Origin of the sequence: Leclercia sp. 119287 (genome assembly GCF_009734485.1) — a bacterium.
Taxonomy (GTDB): domain Bacteria; phylum Pseudomonadota; class Gammaproteobacteria; order Enterobacterales; family Enterobacteriaceae; genus Enterobacter; species Enterobacter adecarboxylatus_C.
This window is the reverse complement of the sequence record NZ_CP046445.1, coordinates 4,494,543-4,507,425: the sequence shown is the minus strand read 5'-3', so window position 1 is coordinate 4,507,425 and position 12,883 is coordinate 4,494,543. Positions and strand designations below refer to the sequence as shown.

The window sequence follows — 12,883 nt, the reverse complement described above, 5'->3', positions numbered from 1 at the left end:
TCCTCCCTGTCTAATCCCCGCCAGGAGGAGGAAGAGGCATGAGGAGCCAGGCACACTAGCACCAACGCCTCATTTTCTCTCTACAGGATGCAGATTCCCTATGTCACAGCCTACTTTCAACAAAGCTCAATTCCAGGCTGCCCTGACGCGTCAGTGGCAGCGTTTTGGTTTACACGCCGCCGAAGACATGACCTCCCGCCAGTGGTGGCAGGCCGTCAGCGGAGCGCTCGCCGAGCTGCTGAGTGCCCAACCCGTGGTGAAGCCCGTCGAAGGCCAGCGCCACGTTAACTATATCTCTATGGAATTCCTGATTGGCCGTCTGACCGGCAACAACCTGCTGAACCTCGGCTGGTATCAGGAGGTCAGCGATGTGCTGAACACCCATAACATCCACCTGACCGACCTGCTGGAAGAGGAGATCGATCCGGCGCTGGGCAACGGCGGTCTGGGACGTCTGGCGGCCTGCTTCCTCGACTCGATGGCGACGGTAGGCCAGTCGGCGACCGGCTACGGTCTGAACTATCAGTATGGACTGTTCCGCCAGTCCTTTGCGGGCGGCCAGCAGATGGAAGCCCCGGACGACTGGCATCGCGGCAGCTACTCATGGTTCCGCCACAACGAAGCGCTGGACGTGCAGGTCGGCATTGGCGGTAAAGTGACAAAAGCGGGCCAGTGGGAACCGGGCTTTACCATTACCGGCCAGGCCTGGGATCTGCCGGTGCTGGGCTACCGTAACGGCGTGGCGCAGCCTCTGCGCCTGTGGCAGGCGACGCACGCTCACCCGTTCAACCTGACTAAATTCAACGACGGCGATTTCCTGCGTGCTGAGCAGCAGGGCATCGACGCCGACAAGCTGACCAAAGTTCTCTACCCGAACGACAACCATCTGGCGGGCAAAAAGCTGCGCCTGATGCAGCAATACTTCCAGTGCGCCTGTTCCGTGGCCGACATCCTGCGTCGCCACCACCTGGCGGGCCGCAGGCTGGCGGAGCTGGCGGATTACGAAGTGATCCAGCTGAACGACACTCACCCGACCATTGCCATTCCGGAACTGCTGCGCGTGCTGATCGACGAACATCAGCTGAGCTGGGACGACGCCTGGGCGATCACCAGTAAGACCTTCGCCTACACCAACCACACCCTGATGCCAGAGGCGCTGGAGTGCTGGGACGAGAAGCTGATTAAAACCCTGCTGCCGCGCCATATGCAGCTGATCAACGAGATCAACAACCGCTTTAAGAAACTGGTGGATAAAACCTGGCCGGGCGACAAAGCAGTATGGGCGAAGCTGGCGGTGGTGTTCGACAAGCAGGTGCGTATGGCTAACCTGTGCGTGGTCAGCGGCTTTGCGGTGAACGGCGTGGCCGCGCTGCACTCTGACCTGGTGGTGAAAGATCTGTTCCCGGAATATCACCAGCTGTGGCCGAACAAGTTCCACAACGTCACCAACGGCATCACACCGCGTCGCTGGATCAAACAGTGCAACCCAAAACTGGCCGCGCTGCTGGACGCCTCGCTGGATAAAGAGTGGGCTAACGATCTCGACCAGCTGATCAACCTGGAGAAGTATGCCGACGATGCGGCGTTCCGCGAGACGTACCGCAACATTAAGCTGGACAACAAGGTGCGTCTGGCGGCGTTCGTCAAAACCCGTACCGGGATTGAGATCAGCCCGAACGCGATTTTTGATATCCAGATTAAACGTCTGCACGAGTACAAGCGTCAGCACCTGAACCTGCTGCACATTCTGGCGCTGTACAAAGAGATCCGCGAGAACCCAGAGGCCGACCGCGTGCCGCGCGTGTTCCTGTTCGGGGCGAAAGCGGCGCCGGGCTACTACCTGGCGAAAAACATCATCTTCGCTATTAATAAAGTGGCCGACGCGGTGAACAACGATCCGAAGGTGGGCGACAAGCTGAAGGTGGTCTTCCTGCCGGATTACTGCGTCTCGGCGGCGGAGCTGCTGATCCCGGCGGCGGACGTCTCTGAGCAGATTTCTACCGCGGGCAAAGAGGCCTCCGGCACCGGCAACATGAAGCTGGCCCTGAACGGCGCGCTAACCGTCGGTACGCTGGACGGCGCGAACGTTGAGATCGCCGAGCAGGTGGGCGACGAGAACATCTTTATCTTCGGCCATACTGTGGAAGAGGTGAAAGCCATCAAAGCCAAAGGTTACGACCCGGTGAAATGGCGTAAAAAAGACAAACTGCTGGATGCGGTGCTGAAGGAGCTGGAGAGCGGCAAATACAGCGACGGCGACAAGCATGCGTTCGACCAGATGCTGCACAGCATCGGCAAACAGGGCGGCGATCCGTACCTGCTGATGGCTGACTTTGCGGGCTACGTTGAGGCCCAGAAGCAGGTCGATGTCCTGTATCGCGACCAGGAAGCCTGGACCCGGGCGTGCATTCTGAATACCGCGCGCTGCGGCATGTTCAGTTCTGACCGTTCAATCCGCGACTACCAGGCCCGTATCTGGCAGGCAAAACGCTAAGGAAGCGCGATGGAAAGTAAACGTCTCGATAATGCCGCCCTGGCGGCGGGGATCAGCCCCAGCTATATCAATGCTCATGGTAAACCGCAGTCTATTGGTGCTGAGACCAAGAGGCGTTTGCTGGATGCTATGCACAAAGCCAAACCCGTCGCGAAAGCGGCGGTCACCGCCGTCCCGAACGTGATGGTCTATACCGCGGGCAAAAAGATGCCGCTGATGATTGAAGGCAGCGGCGACTTTAGCTGGCTGCTGACCACAGAAGAGGGGCATCAGCACAAAGGCCACGCCACGGGCGGCAAAAATCTCAACCTGCCGGCAAAACTGCCGGAGGGTTACCACACCCTGACGCTGACTCAGGATGCCCATCGCTGGCACTGCCGGGTGATCGTCGCGCCAAAACGCTGCTACGAGCCGCAGGCGCTGAAAGAGGGCAAGAAGCTGTGGGGCGCCTGCGTGCAGTTATACACGCTGCGCTCGGAGGCTAACTGGGGCATTGGCGACTTCGGCGATCTGCAGAAGATGCTGGCCGACGTCGGCAAGCGCGGCGGGGCCTTTATCGGCCTCAATCCGATCCATGCGCTCTATCCGGCGAATCCGGAGAGCGCCAGCCCGTACAGCCCGTCATCCCGCCGCTGGCTGAACGTGATTTACATTGACGTTAACGCCGTGGAGGATTTTCGCAACAGTGACGAGGCGCAGGCATGGTGGAAGATGGAGACCACCCGGCAGGCGCTGCAACGCGCCCGCGATGCCGAGTGGGTCGATTATGCTTCCGTCACCGCGCTGAAGATGGCCGCACTGCGCATGGCGTGGAAAGGCTTTGCCCGGCGTGACGACGAACAGATGGCGGCCTTCCGGGCGTTTGTTGCCCGCGAAGGGGAGAGCCTGTACTGGCAGGCGGCGTTCGATGCGCTGCACGCGTATCAGGTGAAAGAGGACGAAATGCGCTGGGGCTGGCCGGTGTGGCCTGAGCAGTACCAATCCGTTGATTCCCCGGCGGTGAAAGCGTTTTGCGAAGAGCATACCGATGAGGTCGATTTCTACCTCTGGCTACAGTGGCTGGCGTACACCCAGTTTGCCGCCTGCTGGCAGGAGAGCCAGGGCTACGATATGCCGATTGGCCTCTACCGTGACCTGGCGGTCGGCGTGGCCGAGGGCGGGGCAGAGACCTGGTGCGATCGCGAGCTCTACTGCCTGAAAGCCTCCGTCGGTGCGCCACCGGATATTCTTGGCCCGCTGGGTCAGAACTGGGGCCTGCCGCCGATGGACCCGCACGTGATTGCGGCTCGCGCCTATGAGCCCTTTATCGAGCTGCTGCGCGCCAACATGCAGAACTGCGGCGCGCTGCGTATCGACCATGTGATGTCGGTCCTGCGTCTGTGGTGGATCCCCTACGGTGAAACCGCCGACCACGGGGCCTACGTGCATTATCCGGTCGACGATCTGCTCTCCATCCTTGCGCTGGAGAGTAAGCGCCATAACTGCATGGTGATCGGGGAAGATCTCGGCACCGTGCCGGTTGAAATCGTCAGCAAGCTGCGTGACAGCGGCGTTTACTCTTATAAAGTGCTCTATTTTGAAAACGACCTTGAGAAGAACTTCCGCGCGCCGGAGGCGTATCCAGAACAATCAATGGCAGTCGCGACGACGCATGACCTTCCTACGCTTCGTGGCTGGTGGGACAGCGGCGACCTTACCCTGGGCAAAACGCTGGGCCTCTACCCTGACGAAGTGATGCTGCGTGGGCTGTATCAGGATCGCGAGCTGTCGAAGCAGGGGCTGCTGGATGCGTTGCACGCGCACGGTTGCCTGCCGAAGCGCACCGGGCGCAAGGCATCGTTGATGTCGATGACCCCGACGCTCAACCGCGGGTTGCAGCGCTACATTGCCGACAGCAACAGCGCCCTGCTGGGGCTGCAGCCGGAAGACTGGATTGATATGGCGGAGCCGGTCAACATCCCGGGCACCAGCTATCAGTACAAGAACTGGCGTCGCAAGCTGTCTACGTCTCTTGAAGCGATGTTTGCCGATGACGGGGTGAACAAGCTGATTAAAGACCTGGATAAGCGCAGAAGGGCGCTAAATAAGAATCGGTAAAACTGAAACGGTAGATGGAGGTGGCCTCAAAACGTTAAATACATTGAGGCCATAATTGTTGTGCTGCTGCCCCAGCCTTTTACCGATGCTTCCGATTTTTATGAGCAAGATAGGGTTCTTATTACTACCATTTAATAATGCGATGTGCTTTTTTTATTTTGAAGTGAATGATTTATATACACAAGCCACAAATATCAATTAATAAAATTAAGATGAGTACGGAGGCCATTTTTTTCAGTTGAGACTTCATCTTTCCATATAGGATCCCCAGCTTTTACATAGAACAAGCGATCGTCCCAAGATATGCAGCCCCCAATAATACCATTTAAGCATATTGCATTATCTGCAATCCAATATTTTAGGTCGCCACTTTGCTGTACTCGGCCAATTCGATTTTTAACGAAAAGAATCTCATCGCAACTATTCGTTAATGGTGCCCATTTTTTGATGATTTCTATACTATTCTTCTTCCAGAATTCTTTCTTGGCATCATGGGATAGAGGTGCATTATCAACTAAAATTACAGTAGATTTGCAATCTCTTCCCCATATTTCACTATACTCTGAATGTTGATATATCTCCTTTATATGTCCTTGTCTTAGATAAAAGATATACAGTATGTAAAGTGTACATAGAGCAAGTATGGTTATAATTATTTTGATAGATTTCATGCTTATCCCTCAATCCTTATGCTGAAATTGGCTTCATTGATAAACGGCTTGTGGCCATAAGGTTTATGACGCTGAAAAATAAACCAAGAGCAGAACCACGATGAAAGCTCGAAAATTTCCCTATTGACATCAGCAATATCCAATCCAAAATGGTCTTGAATTATAAGTGTTAATAATGCTGTGATATTTTACGATGAAAAACGTCGTTTTCATTATCTAACATATAAATCTCATCAAGGTATATTTTGGTAGGATACGTATAATGAATGATGATTGTTGGCTCATTAAACCAGCCCAGTCATTAAATTTTGGCAATGAAACATTACACCCAATTTTTTCTCAAATAGAATCTGCTATTGTTTATATATCCTTTCTTATTTTCAGCAGAAAGCACATCATTATGCTCATCTGTGAAATGACTTAGTTTATGCGTTCAATAATCAATGAAGTGAATGTAAATAGGTTTTGTATCTATCAATCCTATTTTTTCATCCTCAAGAGTTGACTGTCTTAGCTGAATGGAAAATAATTGTTCTTGTTTTGATATACATCTTTCATTCCCAAAAGCACCGTTCAAACAGTACTGATAATCGCCGACCCAATAATGGGTATCTCCTGCATCATATGCACGCTCAGTTTTATTTTTCAGAAAAAGGATAATATCGCACTCAGGTGTAAGGAGGGGGGCTTTCGCTAATATCTGATTGCTGGATTTGAACCACATTCTTTTCTGTGCATAACGAGATAAGGGGACGTCATCAACTAAAACCACAGTCGAATTACAATTTAAATCATTACTTGTGTCAATATTTTTATATATTTCGATAACTTTTCCTTGGCGTAAGAAATATGCATAAATTATATACAGCGCCACAACAAGAAGTGTGGCTGAAAGGAGTTTTTTACTCTTCATTTTTTACCCTTCTATTAATATACTGAAATTGGCTTCGTTTATGAAAGGTTTAAATCCATAAGATTCATATCTCTGCAAAATAAACCAAGAGCAAAACCAAGAAATATTCTCAAACAATTTCCCGTTTACATCTCCAACGTCTAGCCCAAAATGATCTTGTATCTGAAATGTTAAGCGTGCTGTGAATTTTTTACGGCGGAAACCGCTATTCTGATTTTCTGTGAATTCGAACTCATTTAAGTATATATTAGTCGAGTAAGTATCATGTATAGTGATCCCAAGACCATTAAACCAATCCGTGTTATCAAACTTAGGTAATTTGATTTGATTGATATCGTTTTTTATAGCTATATAGTCTGCTTTGCTTAGATAATTATAATTATTTGAATTCAGTTTTTGTTTAATAGATTCCCTAATTTTAATTACACATTGTTTTGTAGTTTCATGCTCCCGAAATGCCTTATTCAGCAGTTCGTGTCGCAAGATACCACCTTCGTTCTTTCTGAATTTTTCGAGCATGATTTTAATAAGAGGAGCGTATTCTCCCCATGCAGTCCAGTAGGCCATGTTATCCATGCTGGCGAAATGTTCATCCACCGTTTTGGTGAAGTCAAAAAAATTGACCTTAAACTCCTCACCAAATAAATTTATTCGGTTCAGCTTCCCCTGAGCCATTATCTGTTCTTTGCTCATATCACCGTAACGCATATCATCAACGGTGAAATCATTCATTTTTTTGCGTTTACTGCCATGCGCGCTGGAGTAGATGAGTCGACGTTCTGCTTTCTGGAGCTGGATCATCAGACCGCGAGGGTCGAAATGCCAGATTAGGCCCGTTAATTCCTTTCGAGTGTCCATGGGGAGTTTATCGAAGAATGACAGCGCCTTTGCGTGCTCCTTCAACGCCGTATAGCTCTCCTCGTTCATGGGCTCAGGCAGCGATACATTCGGTGCTTTCAGCCAGGAGAAACGGGTATCGAATGTTGCGAAGTCCCATTCCAGCGGAAACTGACAGATATACCGGGTAAAATCAGCATCCTGCTTTTCCCGCGCTTTCTTCACTGTCGCCGAATTACACTGACCGTCTGCCGTGGTATCGTCATCAACAAGGGTCCAGCCTGCCCAGTCGGGGAAATCGGCATCCGTCCAGGTATTCACCGTCGGAGACGAAACATCCACCCATCCCTCACCGCCGGGGTAGGTCACACGTACCCACTCACTGTAAGTTGTATGTCCGCTGACTGCTGGTGTGGGCTCGCAGATATAGTCCACCGCAATGGCTGTTTCCCCAACGAGATGGTAGTCATCACCGGCCTTATGCAGAGTCTGGGTTTTTGGCCCTTCATGGATAATATAGAGTGCTTCCGAGGCGACATAGCATGGGGAAGCCGACAGCCCGTAAGGCGTGCTCCCCTCATAAATAGCGGTCCCTTCAGGAAGAAGGAAATAACGATTCCCATAAACCGGTTTTACTCTGCCCGGCACGCTGACATCCAGATTGCCGTGGTCGCGACCACATAGCATCTTCAGCATGTCGGAAGAGCTGCACAGCTCAAAATGGTACGCGTTTTGCCCACTGACCATACCGGTGGTTCCAATGATCTGGCCCCGCCTGACAGTGACCCCCGCTTTATCCTCAATTTCAGGGTGTACCTGCTTCATGTGCATGGTCAGAGAATAAAACACGCATAACACAGGCTCTTCACCAATAAGTATTTCATGACGAATAAGCACACACCCGTTATCCGTTGCGCCATCGTAATTCAGCGGTTTTGTATCACGTTTCTCCGTGGGCGCAGAATTGCTGGCATAAACAACCACACCGTCAGCAATGGCTCTCAGCGGATTGGCTAACGCACCGGTATCGGTATGCGGGATATGAATACCACCGTGCCATGACTCCACCCCGTTGACCGGAAAACCACGGCGGGGGTCGACAGACATCGTCCGCATGACCCATGCGGCATACTCTTCATTATTCTGGCGGGGAAACAGAATGGGCGGTGAAATGAGCATCAGTGCATTCCTTGCTTATGAAAATGAACGCGTGTTAAGTGACGGAGGAGTCGTTTATTTCCAGGGTGTGACGGATCAGCAGTCGAAAAGAGCCGGCCAGTTATCCATAACAAAAATATGATTTAGGTTAAGGTTAATCCGGATGGTTGCACGGCGAAGGTAAGCTGTAAATGGCTAAAACAGGAGCCAAATTCTGAAAATCGATGAATAAAACGAAGTTTTTGTGAAGGAATAAGTAGGAGGCTAGCCGGGTGAACAATAGCACCACCCGGCTTATTTTTACATCAAACCACCGCACCCAGCAGCAGACACCCGATCAGCCCGCAGACGGAGATGATGGTTTCCAGCATCGACCAGGACTTGATGGTCTCACCGATGGTCAGGTTGAAGTACTCTTTGAACAGCCAGAAGCCCGGATCGTTTACGTGAGAGAAAATCACGCTACCGGAACCCACCGCGATAACCATCAGTTCTGGGCTGACGCCGGTGGTGGCAATCAGAGGGGCAACGATACCGCCCGCGGTAATGGCCGCAACGGTCGCAGAACCCAGGGCAATACGCAGCACCGCCGCGATAGACCACGCCATCAGGATTGGGGAGATGTTGGTGTCATGCATCATGGAGGCGATGTATTTGTCCACGCCGCTATCAACCAGAACCTGTTTGAACGCACCGCCACCACCGATGATCAGCAGCATCATGGCGATGATTTTGATCGAAGAGCTCAGGGTATCGTTAATCTGATCCATGGAGCGGCCACGGTTCAGACCGAAGGTGAACAGCGCAATCAGGACCGCAATCAGCGTTGCCATGACCGGGTCACCGAGGAACTCTGCCACGCCGAGAACCGGATGGCCTTTCGGCAACACCATTTCACAGACGGCACGCAGGGCCATCAGCACTACCGGTACCAGAGAGGTCCAGACGCTGACGCCAAAGCTCGGCATCTCTTCTTCAGTAAAGGTTTTCGCGCTGTACAGACCTTCCGGGATCGGCTTATCGATGCCTTTCAGGCAACGCGCAAACACCGGCCCTGCGAGGATAACGGTCGGGATCGCCAGAATGGTACCGAACAGCAGGGTTTTACCCATGTCCGCATGGAAGATGGTGGCGATAGCGGTCGGGCCCGGGTGCGGCGGCAGGAAGCCGTGGGTCACGGACAGCGCAGCGGCCATTGGCACACCCACGTACAGCAGCGGGATGCTGGCAGAAGCGGCGATGGTGAACACCAGCGGCAGCATCAGCACGAAGCCCACTTCGTAGAACAGTGCAAAACCGACGGTGAAGCCGGTTAAGACCACTGCCCACTGAATGTTATTTTTGCCGAACTTTGCAATCAGCGTGGTCGCGATGCGCTGTGCGCCACCGCAGTCAGCCAGCATTTTGCCGAGCATAGCGCCGAAGCCCATGATCAGCGCGAGGCTACCGAGCGTACCGCCCACACCGGCTTTAATGGAGCTGATAACTTTTACCAGCGGCATCCCTTGCATCAGGCCGACAGCAAGGGCCACCAGTACAAGGGCAATGAAGCCGTTCATTTTGAAACGGATCATCAGGAGCAGTAACAGGACTACACCGATAGCGACGATGACTAATGGCATGATTATCTGGCCTTTAAGAGTGTTATGGGTAACGTCATTGTTTCAACGACATATTAATGTTGCCCCAACTGGGAACAGCGTACTTCCTGGCACAAAGACAGGCTGCCTTCTAAATCATTAAGCTTAGTCGGTCGGCGTGAAGGTGTTTGAGTGCCCGCGAGAATGATACGGGTAACATGTGCGGATTGAGAATGACCCTGGCGGTCAAAATGTGAAATCTGAGACGCAGGTCATGTTCTGAAGCAGGGGAGAGGGGGAGAGGCCCGGATCGCTACGCGTCACCGGGCAACAGATAACGGCAACTTAATAGTAGGAGTGTTCGCCGCGCTGGTGTTCGGTGAGATCGCGCACGCCTTTCAGCTCCGGGAACTCGTTCAGCAGCTGCTTCTCGATCCCCTCTTTCAGGGTCACGTCGACCATGGAACAACCGTTACAGCCGCCGCCAAACTGCAGAATGGCCAGACCGTCTTCGGTGATCTCCATCAGAGTGACGCGACCACCGTGGCCTGCCAGCTGCGGGTTAATCTGGGACTGCAGCAGGTACTCAACGCGCTCCATCAGCGGGGCGTCATCGGTCACTTTGCGCATTTTGGCGTTGGGTGCTTTCAGGGTTAACTGGGAACCCAGTTGGTCGGTCACAAAATCAATTTCCGCATCTTCCAGATACGGGGAGCTCAGCTCATCGACATAGGCAGTGAGTTGCTCAAATTTCAGGGCAGTGTCAGTTGCTTCCACAGCATCCGGTGGGCAATAAGAGACGCCGCATTCTGCATTCGGGGTGCCCGGGTTGATCACGAACACGCGGATCTGGGTCCCTTCTTCCTGATTTGCCAGCAGTTTGGCAAAGTGCGCTTGTGCAGCATCGGAAATACGGATCATAGCATTGGCCTAATAGTTGACTAAAATACCTGGGTATAATACGCCCAACCTGAGGGCGCTACAAGGTTCGACACAGACACCATACCTGAACCGACGCCGCGCCGCTTCGCAAAAGCAGGCGGGAGAGTTCCGCGACGGTAGCGCCTGTGGTCACGACATCATCCACCACAGCGATATGGCGCCCGACGACCGGTAATTCAAGAGTAAAAGCGTGCTGCAGGTTGCGTTTACGCAATCTGGCGCTGAGCTGATGCTGGGCCGGGGTAGCGCGGTTGCGGCGAATGGCATCGGGAACATAGCAGCAGCTCAGCCAGCGGGCCAGCGGGCGACAGAGCAGGTCGCTCTGGTTAAACCCGCGCCGCCAGTGACGCCGTGACCAGAGCGGTACGCAGACCAGCATATCAACGTCCGGCAACCCCCGGCTGCGCCTGGCGCGCAGCAGCGCCAGCAGTAACAGCCTCGCCAGCGGTTTTGCCAGCTGACTGCGGCGGGAAAACTTCAGCTGATGCACCAGCTGGCTCAGCGGCGGCGTATAGCCGCTCACCGCCACCAGCGCCTGCCAGGGCGGCGGTCTGCGCAGGCAGCGGCCGCAGGGCAGGTGGGGATGAATGGCCGGTAAACCGCACTGCGGACAAACACCTGTCCGCCCTGCCAGCCCCTTTTCGCACACGGAACAGACGCCCCAGTGGCTGAGCGCAAGCGGCATCCGGCATAGCCAGCACAAGCCGGGCACTGTTAGCATAGACAACCTCCTTGTGAAAAAAGAGAACAGTAATCGATGAATAACCTTTGGTGGCAGACCGTCGGGACAGGAAATTGCCATCTTGTGCTGCTGCACGGATGGGGGCTGAATGCCGAAGTATGGCGTTGCATCAGCGAGGAACTGGCCTCGCAATTCACGCTGCACCTGGTGGATCTGCCGGGCTTTGGCCGCAGCCGTGATTTCGGCGCAATGCCTCTTGCCGACATGGCGGAGCAGGTGCTGGCGCAGGCCCCGGATAAGGCGATCTGGCTGGGCTGGAGCCTGGGCGGGCTGGTGGCGAGCCAGATTGCCCTGACGCATCCTGAGCGGGTGCAGGCCCTGGTGACCGTCGCCTCCTCCCCGTGTTTTAGCGCCCAGGCGGAGTGGCCGGGGATCAAACCCGAGGTGCTGGCCGGTTTCCAGCAGCAGCTGAGCAACGATTTCCAGCGCACGGTGGAGCGTTTTCTTGCGCTACAGACCATGGGCACCGAAACCGCACGCCAGGACGCCCGGACGCTGAAAACCACGGTGCTGGCGTTGCCAATGCCGGAGGTGGAAGTGCTGAATGGCGGGCTGGAGATCCTGAAAACGGCCGATCTGCGCGCGCCGCTGGCGTCGCTGACGCTGCCGCATCTGCGTATTTATGGTTACCTCGACGGGCTGGTCCCGCGCAAGATCGTGCCGCTGCTGGATGAGCAATGGCCGCAGAGCGAAGCCCTGATTGTCGCCAAAGCGGCGCATGCGCCCTTTATCTCTCACTCCGCCGAGTTTTGCGCGGCGTTGATTGCCTTAAGTCAGCGTTTAAACTGATTATTTTTCATTCCCGCTGGAAAAAGTGACATACCGCAACAATACTCAATATATCGTTGCGGGTATCCCGCCTTCGATAATCAAAACTACAATCCTCTTTGGGAGTCATGGCTATGAAACTTGTTACAGGTATTGTTGCTTCTCTGGTTATTGGTTCACTCTCTTTTGGCGTTATGGCGGCAGAAGAGATCCAGAAAGATAAAGTGAAAGAGATGAATTTGACGAAGGTTGGCGATATCTCTACATCTGATACCACCGCGCCAATGGATGCGAGAAAAGAGCTTTCCAAGAAAGCAGATGAGCTGGGCGGTAAGTACTATGTCGTCACCAGCGCCAACAAAGATCAGAAAGACATCCGCGCGACCGCAGACGTCTACAAATAAACACATAAAGCCGGGCAGAGTTGCCCGGCTTTATTAACGATTAACGCAGCGCCCACCACTCCCTGAGGCAGGCTTTTCCTTCAGGACAGCTTTTACAGCTGCCGGATAAGCAGCCGTCGGGATCCTCCTGGATGCGCTGCGCTTTCCCCATCGCCTCCAGACGCTCCAGCATGGCCTCGATCATCGCCTGCGGCATGCGCAGGATCTGGCTGAGCTGGGTGGCTTCCATTCTCCCCTGTAGCGCCAGTAAATCACGAACCTCAATTAACGATGCCAT

Annotated in this window: 12 protein-coding genes; 4 read left to right on the top strand and 8 right to left on the bottom strand. The window is 53.6% G+C overall.

The features are described 5' to 3' along the window. The first annotated feature begins 100 nt into the window (after positions 1–100). Entirely contained in the window at positions 101–2,494 is a 2,394-nt protein-coding gene (gene malP, locus GNG27_RS21715; protein WP_156264792.1) for a maltodextrin phosphorylase, read from the top strand. Positions 2,495–2,503: 9 nt separating this feature from the next. Then, entirely contained in the window at positions 2,504–4,591 is a 2,088-nt protein-coding gene (gene malQ / locus GNG27_RS21710) for a 4-alpha-glucanotransferase (RefSeq protein WP_156264791.1), read from the top strand. 194 nt (positions 4,592–4,785) lie between these two features. Here malQ and GNG27_RS21705 read toward each other — a convergent pair whose 3' ends face one another. From GNG27_RS21705 to gntX, 7 genes are all read right to left on the bottom strand, one after another. Then, positions 4,786–5,262 carry a DUF943 family protein gene (locus tag GNG27_RS21705; RefSeq protein ID WP_156264790.1) on the bottom strand — a complete coding sequence of 159 codons (477 nt, stop codon included), beginning with the start codon at positions 5,260–5,262 and terminating at the stop codon, positions 4,786–4,788. Between the two features lie 2 nt (positions 5,263–5,264). Beyond that, positions 5,265–5,405, bottom strand: coding sequence for a DUF3289 family protein (locus GNG27_RS21700; protein WP_197090546.1), 141 nt, complete (start codon positions 5,403–5,405; stop codon positions 5,265–5,267). A 290-nt stretch (positions 5,406–5,695) separates the two neighbouring features. Then, complete coding sequence (locus GNG27_RS21695) at positions 5,696–6,175, bottom strand: DUF943 family protein (RefSeq protein ID WP_156264789.1); 480 nt, start codon at positions 6,173–6,175, stop codon at positions 5,696–5,698. Positions 6,176–6,178: 3 nt separating this feature from the next. After that, the gene (locus GNG27_RS21690; protein WP_156264788.1) at positions 6,179–8,191 is read right to left on the bottom strand and encodes a DUF3289 family protein; all 2,013 of its coding nucleotides are present in this window, start codon (positions 8,189–8,191) and stop codon (positions 6,179–6,181) included. A gap of 284 nt (positions 8,192–8,475) precedes the next feature. Then, positions 8,476–9,792 carry a gluconate transporter gene (gntT, locus tag GNG27_RS21685; RefSeq protein WP_142487393.1) on the bottom strand — a complete coding sequence of 439 codons (1,317 nt, stop codon included), beginning with the start codon at positions 9,790–9,792 and terminating at the stop codon, positions 8,476–8,478. A 303-nt stretch (positions 9,793–10,095) separates the two neighbouring features. Then, positions 10,096–10,671, bottom strand: coding sequence for a Fe-S biogenesis protein NfuA (gene nfuA / locus GNG27_RS21680; RefSeq protein WP_142487392.1), 576 nt, complete (start codon positions 10,669–10,671; stop codon positions 10,096–10,098). Positions 10,672–10,729: 58 nt separating this feature from the next. Then, a complete protein-coding gene (gene gntX / locus GNG27_RS21675) occupies positions 10,730–11,413 on the bottom strand; it encodes a DNA utilization protein GntX (protein ID WP_156264787.1) in 684 nt (227 codons plus the stop codon). A gap of 36 nt (positions 11,414–11,449) precedes the next feature. Between gntX and bioH the strand changes: the two genes are divergently transcribed. Next, entirely contained in the window at positions 11,450–12,223 is a 774-nt protein-coding gene (gene bioH / locus GNG27_RS21670; protein ID WP_142487390.1) for a pimeloyl-ACP methyl ester esterase BioH, read from the top strand. A 113-nt stretch (positions 12,224–12,336) separates the two neighbouring features. Continuing rightward, positions 12,337–12,606 (top strand): YdgH/BhsA/McbA-like domain containing protein, encoded by a 270-nt coding sequence (locus GNG27_RS21665; protein WP_106995218.1) that lies wholly within the window; start codon positions 12,337–12,339, stop codon positions 12,604–12,606. 40 nt (positions 12,607–12,646) lie between these two features. Here GNG27_RS21665 and feoC read toward each other — a convergent pair whose 3' ends face one another. Then, positions 12,647–12,883 (bottom strand): [Fe-S]-dependent transcriptional repressor FeoC, encoded by a 237-nt coding sequence (gene feoC / locus GNG27_RS21660; RefSeq protein ID WP_142487388.1) that lies wholly within the window; start codon positions 12,881–12,883, stop codon positions 12,647–12,649.

Excerpts from the sequence above, each read along its gene's own strand:
- malP (WP_156264792.1), top strand. The coding sequence starts at position 101 with ATGTCACAGCCTACTTTCAACAAAGCTCAATTCCAGGCTGCCCTGACG.
- malQ (WP_156264791.1), top strand. The coding sequence starts at position 2,504 with ATGGAAAGTAAACGTCTCGATAATGCCGCCCTGGCGGCGGGGATCAGC.
- GNG27_RS21705 (WP_156264790.1), bottom strand. The coding sequence starts at position 5,262 with ATGAAATCTATCAAAATAATTATAACCATACTTGCTCTATGTACACTT.
- GNG27_RS21695 (WP_156264789.1), bottom strand. The coding sequence starts at position 6,175 with ATGAAGAGTAAAAAACTCCTTTCAGCCACACTTCTTGTTGTGGCGCTG.
- GNG27_RS21690 (WP_156264788.1), bottom strand. The coding sequence starts at position 8,191 with ATGCTCATTTCACCGCCCATTCTGTTTCCCCGCCAGAATAATGAAGAG.
- gntT (WP_142487393.1), bottom strand. The coding sequence starts at position 9,792 with ATGCCATTAGTCATCGTCGCTATCGGTGTAGTCCTGTTACTGCTCCTG.
- nfuA (WP_142487392.1), bottom strand. The coding sequence starts at position 10,671 with ATGATCCGTATTTCCGATGCTGCACAAGCGCACTTTGCCAAACTGCTG.
- gntX (WP_156264787.1), bottom strand. The coding sequence starts at position 11,413 with ATGCTAACAGTGCCCGGCTTGTGCTGGCTATGCCGGATGCCGCTTGCG.
- bioH (WP_142487390.1), top strand. The coding sequence starts at position 11,450 with ATGAATAACCTTTGGTGGCAGACCGTCGGGACAGGAAATTGCCATCTT.
- GNG27_RS21665 (WP_106995218.1), top strand. The coding sequence starts at position 12,337 with ATGAAACTTGTTACAGGTATTGTTGCTTCTCTGGTTATTGGTTCACTC.
- feoC (WP_142487388.1), bottom strand. The coding sequence starts at position 12,883 with ATGGCATCGTTAATTGAGGTTCGTGATTTACTGGCGCTACAGGGGAGA.